The following is a 12,094-nucleotide window of genomic DNA, read 5'->3' on the forward strand; positions in this document are numbered from 1 at the left end:
TTGGACTGGCTCTCGCCGGGGTAGCGCATTGGCTGAACAGCGGTGGTGGACTAGAACCTTGTATCTTCGGCAGCTTAGGGTCCGGCGTTTGAAACGCTCCAGCCGCCTGAAACGCTGCTGGAGAGAAGGCGCTCCGCTTTCCATGCGTGTTCTACGCCATCTCGGCGTTGTAGGGGCCTCATCACGGATGTCGCTCAGAACGGTTCCGATCGCCGGACATGTAGAGTGAAGGCTGCCGTCGGTGTGCTGGTGAGCCCGGGGTATGCGAGGCGCGGACCGGCGGCGTTCGTCATACGATTTTAAGGCAGGGCAATTTATGCTATGAGCCCCGGAGCGGGCAAAAATCCGAGGCATGATGATCCGCAAGCTATGTAAATGACGAGCTTAAAGAAATGATCGAACCCAATATCAGCCAAAATGCTACCCTAGAGACCGTCATTTCCGAGAATGCTGAGCTAAAAAAATGCCTTCAAGAAAGAATCGATGATATTGTTGAGCTTAGCAACCGTTTTTTGACGCAAGAGAAGAAGCTAAAAAGCGAAATAAGTGCCTTAAAAAAGCAGGTTAATAAAAAGCCGAAGCCGGCGCCGAAAAAGACTTTTCTTCAAAAGCTGTATGGCGCCATAGCGTCGCTATCCAATCGGCGCTGAGCGCAAGGTTTTGGCGCTCGGGGCGATGACGGATTTGACGGTGGTCCTGTTTCCCTTGCCGGGAAAGACGCCTTCCACCTGTCGCGTCGGCGATAGAGCGCGCGGTCATTGGGGGCGGATTGCCGCTTCGCGGTGAGAGGCGACGTGTCCGGACCCCGTCTGCGGCCAGGGGCGCGTCGGCTCAGACGCGGTCATAGCTCGCGTCGCAGATGAAAGCATTGGCCGTTGCCGGGACGGTGAACGGGGTGCGCGCCGTCGTGCTCGTTCCTCTGGTCATTGGTCGCCACCATGGCTGCCGGGTGGCCGATCTCGTGGCGGAATGAAGGCAGCGCCGCGTTCTGTCCCCGCCCGGTTGGCCGAATCTGACAGGGTGCCATTCTCTTCGGCCGCGGTGAAGGCGCGGTTGCCGCTGCCTCGCGTTCTCGCGCGGTGCGGAAGTTGTTCGGCTGGCCGTGGCCCCCGGGTGAGCGGCGCAATTTGGCTTGGAACCTTCGGCGTAGAGCAGCGGCTGGTCAGGTCGCATGCAAAGGGTGGCACTGCAGAGGCCGCGGTGCGGCGGCCGTCCCCTGGCGCCTGTGCACGCTCCTCGCATGACGTCATCGTTGCGATCCGTCGAGGCATTGGCTCGTCCGAGCCGATGGAGGCTACGGCGGCCCCCTCCGCCTCTCGCCGTCGAGGGACAGTAACTTACGCGCTCCGGCGAGCGGGAGGTGGGATGCTACGCGTCGAGCCCGTCAATCGCCGCAACATCCACCACCGAACCCGGCACGGCTTTGTCGTAGACCGCCGAGCGAGCGAGATCGAGCGCATTTGCCTGCCGAGACGCGGTAGAGCTCCCTCCAGATCGAATACGGTCTTGCGTTCAACCCGGCGCGGTTAACTGCGCCGACGTACACGTTCTAATTTTAGCCTAAAGCGCCCGTAAATCGATCTGCGGCGGCTCAGCGCTCCGCCACTTTCTCCACGCGAGATATCGCCCGCTATGTCTTGGGGTTGGTGTATCCACGGGGCGATTGGATCCAGCTACGATGGTACTGGCGCCCTCTCCGGGGAGCCGTATAGTTGCGCGTCACTGCGGCCAACGCCACCTCGGTTTTGAAAGCTGCGGAGCGGCGCCGGCAGGTTCACGTGGTCATCGCCTGGTCCTGAGGCGCGGAGACGTTGCCTGCGCTCTCGGGCACGACATTTCGCTCTTTGACAGTCCAAACTCCTCGAACCACTTGCGAGATCATCAGCCGCCGCGACGAAGGTGGACGGCTTCAGGAGACCACCGGGCACAGCCCACTGGCCGAGGCATGCCATTACCCTTAGCGTTGAGCAGAAATGGTGCATCTGACTTGAGGCGCACGTCTTTCCCAAAACCCGGTCGCCCTCGGAGCCCTGCGAGGTGATCTCCAAATGCTGGACAAATTTGCCGGAACGATTCAGGTTTAATTCAATCCACCAAATGCCCGGACCAAAAACCTAGCGATGCGGAGACGGCGGTCGTGTTCGAAGTCAAGTGGATAAGCTCGTGGCTAGGTAAGCGGAAGCAGACAATTTTGCATGACGGGACCGATCTCGTTGTTCGGCAGCATTTGGAGCACCGTGGAGACACCCTGGTCATCAGCTTCGCGGCCCGCGACGGGCGTGCCAAATGGCGAGGTAAGTCGGCTAGTGAGATCGTCGGGCCAGCTGAGACTTTCCTGAATAAAAATAAAATACCGTCGATCAGCTTTTATAATCGCTGGAACCATTGGTGGCAGACGCCCGAAATGGATGAGGTCATCGATAAGCTTCACAGGGAACGGATTCTTTCAAAATATAAAACGATCGTAACCTATGGCATGAGCATGGGCGGCTATGGCGCCCTCATGTTCTCGGAGCGGTTGGGCGCTCATCGGGTGCTCGCCGGCGTGCCGCAATATTCGATCGATGGGGAAAAGATCCCCACCGAGACGCGCTGGGGCGCTGATCGAGAGCGGATCGTTTTGCAGCATGATGATATGGATGCCGGCCTGATCAAGGGCGGAGAGGTGATGGTTCTGTTTGATCCGTTGTTTCGAGCTGATTGCATCCACGTCGATCGTCTGCGGCGGCATCGCGCCATCACGGCGTTGCCGGTGCCGTTCGCCGTCCATGGGCCTGGCGGGCTTCTTAAGGACATGGGCATCCTCTCCTCCACTGTTGTTGCCCTGTTGCTTAACGGGTCGTCTGGCGTGCCATTTCGAAGCCGGGTTCGTTCCACGCGTCGCCTGTCGCCCATTTACATGGGGCGCCTGGCGCAGGCTTTGACGCGTCGGGTAGGAGCGCGCAGCCGGGCGGCGGCGGCAGAGATAGATAGCTTTAGCTATGAGATGCTGGAACAGCGCGTGGCGGTGGACCCGAGATACGCCGCGAAATCATACACATCAAAGGTCGCCGCGAGATTGGTGATGATCAGGGCCAAGGCGCTCGGGGCGGCGGGACACCATCGCGATGTCGTCGAGCTGCTGCGGCGCTGGATCCCTTCGGTGGCCAAGCCGGACACCCTTCTGCTCCATCTAACGCTGGGCGCGGCACTGGCCGAGATTGGAGACAAGGCAGCGGCCGCGGCGAAGGTCCGGGAGGCGATCGCGCTGCCGGTCCCCGTTACCGAATCTCAAATGAGAGTCCTCCTTCGACTGCTTCGTGATCACGGATCGAAAGCTGACGTGCTGGCTGTCGAGCAGCGACATCGCGCTCTCCTTCTCAAGAAAGAGGCTCTTTCGCTGCCCTTTGCCGAGATCCTGTTGCGATTTGACTGCGCGGATCGGGCTGTAGAATATTTTCGAGCGGCTCGTGCCAGCTCGACCCCCGCGACGCTCAAGCTCGCCCGGCGCCGGGTGCTCGGCTTGGCCGCGGCCGCCGGCGCGGCGGAGGCACGAGCCCTGCTGCGCACCCTGCTGTCCGCCCCCGAACTCGCCCGCGAGCGGGATCGGCTCGAGAAAGAGTTGCTCCGGCGGTTCGAGGCGGCCACCGAGCCAGAGGCCGCAACCTGAGCAAAGCGCCGCCCGGCGCGCCACCACCGCAATGATTGAGCTTATGTAAAAAGGTAATATTGGCGGCATTAGTCTAAGTTGTTCGGGGGCGAGGGTGGCCGTGGTCGGCGCGCGGCGCGGATTGTGCTCGCCGCGTCGGGGGGCGACCGGACGAGGGGTAGCAACTTGTTTTCGCAGCTGAATAATCCGCCTCGCGCGGAATGAACTCCACATGCCGAGCGACACGCACGGCCAGCCGCGCGTCGTGGACCGGCAGGTGAAGTGGCGGATCAGCCATCGGGTCGCGCGTGGGCACGGAGCGGGGTCCATGTGCTGGCCGGGAAGGGCCGCGTGCCCCCTCTAAAATCGCTATGTCCGTTTGTAGCGCGGACCCTTGGCTGGCTCGTTTGGCCGCTGCGCGCACCGGTCGGTTGGCCCATCCTCCTCCTTCTCGTCGGCGGCCAGGCGGCTGACTACTCGGTTGGATGACCGGAGCCCAAGGGGATGCCGAAGGCGCGATCTTGCAAGGGGGCAGGGGCTAGGACGGCAACCGAGCGGCGGGGGCGTGGGGCGATGCCGAATATTCTTTCCAATGCCTATTGGCGTTGGGAACGCGGCTTCTCTCCGCTGCTGACCTGCGATGGCGCCGCATCGCCGCCGTCGTCAGCTATTGGTTATGAGGCGGGGCCCTGGGTGTTTTGTCGCGGGATGCCGCCATCGCAGCCGGAAGGCGAAAGCTGCGACGAGGCAGATGGCCAAGAAGAAGCATGGCGCGAATCGATCCTACAGCCTCACGATTCGACGCCGGTTGCGTCCCCTTCGAGGGGGCTCGAGCCTCGGTCATGGGAAACGAAAGCCCGTGCGTCCTCGTTTTGGCGGCGGTTGAGCATGCCCCGGCCGGTCTTGCTCACCTCAAGAGTTCAGGTCGCGAGCGGGCGCTTTCCGGTCGCAAGGCTTCGCTTTGTCATGCCGGGGCGAATCGTTCGATGGACCAAATCAGCGTGCCAGAAGTGGGGGTATAATGATAACATACATCGATGACTTGTGGGCGCATTCATCGACGTGGGCCCAGCAGCGCGCGTTGAGCCGCGGAAATCATGTCCTCCGCAGGTCGTCGAATGCGCGCAGAGCAAGATATCCTAAGGTCCGAAGCACGCTTTGATTGGTCTGCTCCGGCCCCGTACAGCGTGCCGCCGACCTGCATGGACAGGCCCTTGCCCACATCGGCTCCCGCTATCTTCCAGTAATTGCACCAGGAAACGGGGGAGCGGCGAGCGTCGCCACGGTTGACCTGATCACCTGCAAGCTTGAAGCGTGTTCAAGGGGCGGATCCGGCGCCAATCGCACGTCCCTCCCGCATGCCGCAGAGGAAATTTGTGCCGTGTTAGCCCTAACTTCTCCAAAATTGCAGAGTCCCGGGTACCCATCCGTCTCAAAATGAGGTTGGCATTTTAGGCCTTGTCCCTTATAGCTCTGCCGCAATTTCGAAGGATGGCTATTCAACTGTGATGAGTACTCTGCGGACACTCACGGTCTTCGGCACGCGTCCTGAAGCGATCAAAATGGCCCCTCTTGTCCTTGGACTCGCGGCTGACCCCCGTTTCGAAAATTCGGTCTGCGTGACCGCGCAGCATCGAGAGATGTTGGATCAGGTCCTTAATCTATTTAAAATTTCTCCGGATTATGACCTTAACGTGATGCGCCGGGGGCAGGATCTTTATGATGTCACCAGCGCGATTCTGCTGGGGCTGCGCGACGTCATCGCTCAGGCGCGGCCGGACATCGTTCTTGTCCATGGTGATACGGCAACCACGTTGGCAGCTACACTCGGTGCTTACTATGCTCGGGTACCGGTGGCCCACGTCGAGGCGGGGCTGAGAACGGGTAATCTCTATTCTCCGTGGCCGGAGGAAGGCAGCCGGCGCGTCACCGGGGCATTGGCAGCCCTGCATTTTGCGCCCACCGAGGGTTCACGGCAGGCGCTTTTGCGAGAGAATGTGGTTGATGGGAGTATTGTGGTAACGGGCAATACCGTTATCGACGCGCTTCTGCATGTGGTCGAGCGTATTCGGGACACCCCGGCGCTCGAAGCGGAGCTCGCCGGGCGCTTCGAGTTTCTCGCCGACCGCAGCCGGCGGATGGTTCTGGTCACAGGTCACCGCCGGGAGAGCTTCGGCGGTGGATTTGAACGCATCTGCCAGGCGCTGGCCCGACTCGCGCGGCGTTTCCCCGATGTCGACATCGTCTATCCGATGCACCTCAATCCCAATGTGCGGGAACCCGTGCTTCGGATCCTGGGGAACTGCGCCAACATCCATCTGATTGAGCCGCAGGACTATCTGCCGTTTGTGTGGCTGATGAATCGCGCTTACGTAATCGTCACCGATTCGGGGGGTATTCAGGAGGAAGCGCCTTCGCTGGGTCGTCCAGTCCTGGTGATGCGCGACACGACCGAGCGCCCGGAGGCCGTCGAGGCTGGGACGGTGCGTCTGGTCGGCACTGATACCGACGCGATTTTCGATTGGACGGCGCGCTTGCTAACTGACGAAGACGCTTGGAACAAGATGAGCTTCGCCCATAACCCTTATGGCGATGGAAAGGCCGTTCCGCGGATTCTGGACGCGCTGGAACGGTTCGGAGAGCAGAGATGAACAAGGCTTTCGATTGTGTCTGCATGGTGGGGCTGGGCTATATCGGCCTGCCCACCGCCGTGGTCTTCGGGCTCCGCGGCGTCAATGTAGTCGGCCTTGATGTCAACAAAGCCGCGGTGGACATGATCAACCGTGGCGAAAGCCACATCGTCGAACCGGGTCTGAATGACGCTCTGCGCCGGGTCGTGGCTGCGGGGCATCTGCGCGCCGTGACTCAGCCGGAGCCGGCCTCAGCGTTTCTGATTGCCGTTCCCACGCCGTTTGTGCACGAGGGTGACGGGCACGATCCGGACCTGACCTTTGTCGAAAAGGCCGCACGTTCCATCGCGCCGGTCCTGAAGCGCGGTGACTTGGTGGTGCTCGAGTCCACGAGCCCGGTGGGTGCGACGGAAAAGATGGCGAGTTGGTTGGCCGAGGAGCGCCCGGACCTGACTTTCCCCCATACCCATGGTGAGGACTCGGATATCCGTGTGGCCCATTGCCCTGAACGGATTTTGCCGGGCCATGCCCTCACGGAGCTGGTCACCAACGATCGCATCATCGGCGGAATGACGCCGGCTTGCGCGGCGCGCGCACGCACGCTCTACAAGCTTGCTGTCGATGGGGATTGCATCGAAACGGACGCGCGTACCGCCGAAATGGCGAAGCTGACCGAGAACAGCTTCCGCGACGTGAATATCGCCTTCGCCAACGAGCTTTCGCTGATCTGCGATCGTTTGCAGATCAATGTTTGGGAGCTGATTCGGCTCGCCAACCGTCACCCGCGGGTCAACATCCTTCAGCCGGGCCCCGGCGTGGGTGGCCACTGCATCGCCGTCGACCCGTGGTTCATTGTGAGCCAGACCCCGGCGGAAGCCCGCATCATCCGTGCTGCGCGAGAGGTCAATGACGGCAAGCCGGAATGGGTGCTCGCCAAGGTCCATCAAGCGGTCGCGGAGCACGTCGAGGAGACCGGAAAGCCCGCGCGGATCGCCTGTCTCGGACTGGCATTCAAGCCAAATATTGATGACCTGCGCGAAAGCCCGGCACTGAGCATCGCCACCCGGCTGGTGGAGCTGTATCCGGACCGCGTGGACGTGGTGGAGCCCTTCGTCAGCAAGCTTCCGGCTTCGCTCGAAGGACGGGCGCGCCTGGTGCGTCCGCGCGAGGCGCTCGACGCCTGCGACGTTGTCGTCCTGCTGGTCGATCACGACGACTTCAAGGCAATGCCAATGCCGCAGAAGCCCCGGCGTCTGGTTGACACGCGAGGCGTGTGGACCGGGCAGGCAAACTACGCAACGGTATAGCCCGACGATGAGCGATCTCGATACTCCCAAAGTGGATCCGGCTGAAGTCAGCCGTCAATACGTGGCCGCCGCCGACACATTGGGGCGGTTTGGACGGGGCGCATCTAAGCTCTTTATGCTCAAGATGGCGTTGGATCTGCATGCAGATCCGGCCATCATGCGAAAGCTCTATGGCATCGCAATGGAGCTTGGGGCTTATGAAGATGCCATAGAGGTCGTGCGTCAAATTGAACCTTTTCTGACATCTTCGGAGAAGGATCAGAGGTGGCTACGGATTGCCCGTCGGAAGCTCTGGAACCGTCCGTTAGTACCGGAGGGGATTGAGCCGCGGCTTCAGCAGCGGGCCCCTAGGATGGATAGTCCCGTCCAGGGACGTATCTGCTACGTCCTCCATAATGCCCTTCCGTTCGCGTCAGGTGGATATGCGACGCGTGCCCAAGGTCTGGCCAAAGGATTGCAAGCACAGGGATTCGAGGTGATAGGAATCACCCGGCCCGGTTTTCCCGTCGACACCACCGAGATCCGCAAGGAGGATGTCCCCGAAACCAGCACCACCGACGGGATTTCCTATCGCCACCTCGTTTCGCCGAGCCGAAAAGATGTCAGAGGGGAGGAATATGTGTTCCAATCCTCTGAAGTCTTAAAGGCCGTGTTTCAGGAACTCCGTCCGGCTTTGGTGCTGGCGGCTTCGAATCACCTCACCTCGTTGCCTGCACAGCTCGCCGCCCGGGCGTTAGGGATCCCGTTCATTTATGAGGTTCGAGGCTTCTGGGAAGTGACGCGCCTCTCGCGCGAGCCGAGCTTCGAGGAATCCGTCAGTTATGCGCAACTTTCTCGACTTGAGGCGTTGTCAGCAACTTATGCAGATCACGTCTTCACTTTGACTGCCCCGATGCAGAACGAGCTTGTTGCGCGAGGGGTGCCGGAGCAGATGATTTCGCTGCTTCCTAACTCGTGTGATCCGTTGCACTTCGTACCCCAGGAGCGCGATACAGAGCTTGCATCTCTACTCGGCATCCCCCCCGATGTTCCTGTCATCGGTTACATTGGATCTTTCGTGCAATACGAAGGCCTGGACGACTTGGCCAGGGCCTGTGCCATGTTGGCCCGGCGCGGTCTCGATTTCCGGTTGCTGCTGGTTGGTAGCGAAAATGTCTCGACAAATGCGAAGGGCCCTGTCACAGCCCTGATTGAGGAGGCTGCAGCTGATGAGGCCCTGGCAAACCGCCTGATCATGCCGGGCAGAATCCCGCACGATCAGGTCGCAGCCCATTATTCCCTGATCGACATCGCTCCCTTCCCTCGTAAACCCCAGCCCGTGACCGAGATGGTCTCCCCCATGAAGCCCTTGGAAGCTTATGCGATGGGTAAGGCGGTCGTCGCATCATCGGTCCAGGCACTGGCCGAAATGGTCCAGCACAATCAAACAGGAATGCTGTTCGAGAAGGGCAATGTTGAGGCTTTGGCGAACGTTCTCCAAGAACTGATCCTGCGTCCCGAGCTGCGCCAGTCCCTTGCCGCAGAAGGCCGGAAATGGGTTCTGCAGGAGCGGACGTGGGAGCGCACAGCCGCGCAAGCACGCGAAGTCTTCGCTCATTTTGGAGTGATGCCATGACGGCAGTCCGGGGGGGAGTGCGAAACAACTGAGGCCGCGTTAGATTTACAGAACACAAATGGCCTTTGTGAAGATGGGGCGCTGCTGATGAAGACTGGTCGCCTTCGGTGTGCGTTGGCGATGCTGCGATGGCAATATGGCGGTATGCGGCCCACCGCCTCGGAGACGCTGATCAAGATAGTTTCCCCATGAAGCCGCTTGAGGCGTTGTCGATGGAGAAAGCGGTTCTGGTCTTCTCGGTTCAGGCTCTGGCCGAAATGGTCGTCCCGGAGGAGACGGGTATCGTGTTCGCGAAAGGTGACCTTATTAACTTGGCAGATGGCCTTGAGCGTCTGTTCCGGGATGCGGACCTGCGCCAAACTCTTGGACGCAATGCCCGAGACTGGGTGGAACGCAATCGCACCTGGGAACGTACGGCATCGACCGCGAAAATGGTGCTGGACGGTTTCTTGGACTAGGGCAAGTTCAAGCAAAGCGGGTAGGCTTGCTTGAAGAAAACGCGTCAACGGGGATTCCGGACGTTTGCCGCGAGCCAATGCGCGCGGAAAGGACTCCACAGCGCGGTTGCGGTTGGTTGGTGGCAGGGAAAGCCAAATGCTAGAGATACCAGACGACGCACTCCGGGTGGCCGCAGCAGCGACCAGCCCCGTTACCGTGGATCTCCCGTTTCGTTCCGGGAACGTGATGCTTCACGCGCGCCTGACGACTCGTCCGGGCGCAAGGACGGTGCTCGTTCTGTTTCATGGAGCGCTGGACCGCAAAACGCGCAATCCGCCTACTTTTATTACGCCATCCAAAACATTGATGGCGGCAGCACACTGCCTTTCGATTGCCGATCCGTCGATTCTGCGGCATCCGCGCCTCGCTATCTCTTGGTATGCTGGAGACCAGAACTGCGATACGCAAGGGCTTGTGTCTGAGATCATCCGATCTGTTTCGGAGGTGCTGGGAGTTTCCAGGCGCATCTACCACGGCACCTCGGGGGGCGGATTCGCCGCATTGGCCTTCTCCCATGGCGACCCAGACAGCGTTGCCGTGGTCGGTAGTCCGCAGACCAATATTGAATCCTATTATGCTCTGGCGATTGAGCGGTATCGCAAGGCAGCTTGGCCTGATCTTGCAGAGGGGCGGCCACTGAGCGACGTAATCACGAGTGACCTTTGTAAGGTATACGCGGCTGGATTCAGCAATACGGTCATCTACGTTCAGTCCATTGGAGATCGGCACCATTACCTCAAGCACGCGCTGCCATTTTGCGCGGCTATTGCCGGCACCAAAGCGGCCGGGAGGTTTTTTCTACATTCGGATTTCTGGGGGCGCGCCGGCCACGTTACCGAGCCGCGGGAGTACGTCTTTTGGATCAAGGCGGCGACCATGCTCGATGATCTGGACCCAGAGAAGCTGCTGAAAACCCGTTTTCGCGTGGAAAGCTCGGTGAACCGCCTTCAGGCCGCAAAGGGCGAGGCTGCGGCCAAGCCCAAAACGTTCGCACCCGCCGATCTGGAGATCCACGCTTTGTTGGCGGAACTCCGCAAGCGGAAGGAGAGCTGAAATGGTTAATCCCTATCGCCAGTTTCCGCAGCGTAGCTTTTGGAAGCCCGCGGTGACGGAGCGTCATGTCGCCGATATGGCCGACATGTGGGATCCGCTGCCTCTGAAAAAGGCCGATAAGGTTGCAACAGCAGGCAGTTGCTTTGCCCAGCACCTGGGGCGCAATCTGAAGGTGCGTGGCGCAAATTACATGGATCTTGAGCCGGCGCCGGACATTTTTACGGACGAGGCGGGCGCCCGTCGCTTCGGGTTCGGGGTTTTTTCGTGCCGATACGGCAATGTCTACACCGCCCGCCAGATGCTGCAGCTCGCGCAGGAAGCGTTGGGACTGCGTACGCCGTTTGAAATCGTCTGGGAAAAGCAGGGCCGGTTCTTCGACGCGATGCGCCCCGGTATAGATCCGGTCGGCGAGGCCCGCGTCGAGGACGTCCTTTCCGCGCGGGCGGACCACCTCGCAGCCGTGCGGCGCATGCTGGAAACCCTCGACCTGCTGGTCTTCACCCTTGGCCTGACCGAGGGCTGGGAAGCGAAGGCGGACGGGACCATGTTTCCCACCGCGCCAGGGACCATTGCCGGCAGCTATGATCCGGCGAAATACGCCTTCCGCAATCTGCGCTATGGCGAGATCCTTCAGGACATGCAGGCCTTCTGGCAATTGCTGAAGTCGGTCAACCCGGGCGCGCGGATGTTGCTGACGGTCTCGCCCGTTCCCTTGATCGCGACCGCCACCGGCCAGCATGTCCTGCCTGCGACGACTTATTCAAAGTCGGTGTTGCGGGCGGTGGCTGGCGACCTCGCGTCCGACCATGCGGATATTCATTATTTCCCATCTTACGAGATCATCATCGGACATCCGTCTCGAGGGTTTTTCTTTGAACCCGATATGCGGAACGTTAATGAGTTCGGCGTGGATCTCGTGATGCAGCAGTTCTTCACCGGTCCATTGGCGTCGGAATTTGCGACATCTGCCCTGGAGGCGGGAGATGACGAGTTCGATGTCGTTTGCGACGAAGCGAAGATCCTGGAGGGCTGAGTCCGGCGCGCGATACGGGGATGGGGAGGCCTCCGCATCCTTCCCGCGTCTTCTGCGGCGGTGACGAGCCGGTGCGCGTGGCGAACCGTGCCAGCGCCCAATGGACGCCGGTCACTCGCTAGGGTTGAGCGCGCGCCCAAGGCGGAATGAGCGGCAACAACCGCGCCGAGCGCCGCCTTTCCGCTGGGGGCTGGGCGGTTGGAGCGGGGCAGGGAGTAAGCATGATGAGGGAACGGACGCTGCTGGTGGTTGTGCTGGCTGCAGGTGAGGGCACGCGCATGGCCTCGCGTCTGCCGAAGGTGCTGCACAAGGTGGCGGGCCGCACCATGC

The 12,094-nt window shown here is 60.8% G+C and carries 9 protein-coding genes; all 9 read left to right on the top strand.

Features of this window, described 5'->3' with window-relative positions; genetic code table 11:
• Window positions 1–392 precede the first annotated feature (392 nt).
• Complete coding sequence (locus L0966_RS15565) at window positions 393–650, top strand: hypothetical protein (RefSeq protein WP_234052863.1); 258 nt, start codon at window positions 393–395, stop codon at window positions 648–650.
• A 1,487-nt stretch (window positions 651–2,137) separates the two neighbouring features.
• On the top strand, window positions 2,138–3,649 hold the full coding sequence (locus L0966_RS15570; protein ID WP_234052864.1) for a hypothetical protein: 1,512 nt from the start codon (window positions 2,138–2,140) through the stop codon (window positions 3,647–3,649).
• A gap of 1,487 nt (window positions 3,650–5,136) precedes the next feature.
• Entirely contained in the window at window positions 5,137–6,279 is a 1,143-nt protein-coding gene (gene wecB / locus L0966_RS15575; RefSeq protein ID WP_234052886.1) for a non-hydrolyzing UDP-N-acetylglucosamine 2-epimerase, read from the top strand.
• Window positions 6,276–7,565: a UDP-N-acetyl-D-mannosamine dehydrogenase gene (gene wecC, locus L0966_RS15580; RefSeq protein ID WP_234052865.1), complete on the top strand. Its 1,290-nt coding sequence runs from the start codon at window positions 6,276–6,278 to the stop codon at window positions 7,563–7,565. Before wecB ends, wecC begins: the two co-directional genes overlap by 4 nt.
• A gap of 7 nt (window positions 7,566–7,572) precedes the next feature.
• A complete protein-coding gene (locus tag L0966_RS15585) occupies window positions 7,573–9,180 on the top strand; it encodes a glycosyltransferase family 4 protein (RefSeq protein WP_234052866.1) in 1,608 nt (535 codons plus the stop codon).
• 128 nt (window positions 9,181–9,308) lie between these two features.
• Window positions 9,309–9,638, top strand: coding sequence for a glycosyltransferase (locus tag L0966_RS15590; protein ID WP_255684242.1), 330 nt, complete (start codon window positions 9,309–9,311; stop codon window positions 9,636–9,638).
• Window positions 9,639–9,864: 226 nt separating this feature from the next.
• Window positions 9,865–10,731 carry a hypothetical protein gene (locus L0966_RS15595; RefSeq protein WP_234052868.1) on the top strand — a complete coding sequence of 289 codons (867 nt, stop codon included), beginning with the start codon at window positions 9,865–9,867 and terminating at the stop codon, window positions 10,729–10,731.
• Between the two features lies 1 nt (window position 10,732).
• Window positions 10,733–11,764 carry a GSCFA domain-containing protein gene (locus L0966_RS15600; protein ID WP_234052869.1) on the top strand — a complete coding sequence of 344 codons (1,032 nt, stop codon included), beginning with the start codon at window positions 10,733–10,735 and terminating at the stop codon, window positions 11,762–11,764.
• Window positions 11,765–11,988: 224 nt separating this feature from the next.
• Window positions 11,989–12,094: 2-C-methyl-D-erythritol 4-phosphate cytidylyltransferase (locus L0966_RS15605; RefSeq protein WP_234052887.1), on the top strand; the 106-nt coding region annotated here is incomplete at its 3' end.

Origin of the sequence: Xanthobacter sp. NM-59 (assembly GCF_021401125.1) — a bacterium.
GTDB lineage: Bacteria > Pseudomonadota > Alphaproteobacteria > Rhizobiales > Xanthobacteraceae > Xanthobacter.

What these genes read in the sequence shown, in the direction of transcription:
- L0966_RS15600 (WP_234052869.1), top strand. Translation starts at nt 10,733, where the DNA reads ATGGTTAATCCCTATCGCCAGTTTCCGCAGCGTAGCTTTTGGAAGCCC.
- L0966_RS15585 (WP_234052866.1), top strand. Translation starts at nt 7,573, where the DNA reads ATGAGCGATCTCGATACTCCCAAAGTGGATCCGGCTGAAGTCAGCCGT.
- wecC (WP_234052865.1), top strand. Translation starts at nt 6,276, where the DNA reads ATGAACAAGGCTTTCGATTGTGTCTGCATGGTGGGGCTGGGCTATATC.
- wecB (WP_234052886.1), top strand. Translation starts at nt 5,137, where the DNA reads ATGAGTACTCTGCGGACACTCACGGTCTTCGGCACGCGTCCTGAAGCG.
- L0966_RS15590 (WP_255684242.1), top strand. Translation starts at nt 9,309, where the DNA reads ATGGCAATATGGCGGTATGCGGCCCACCGCCTCGGAGACGCTGATCAA.
- L0966_RS15565 (WP_234052863.1), top strand. Translation starts at nt 393, where the DNA reads ATGATCGAACCCAATATCAGCCAAAATGCTACCCTAGAGACCGTCATT.
- L0966_RS15595 (WP_234052868.1), top strand. Translation starts at nt 9,865, where the DNA reads ATGCTTCACGCGCGCCTGACGACTCGTCCGGGCGCAAGGACGGTGCTC.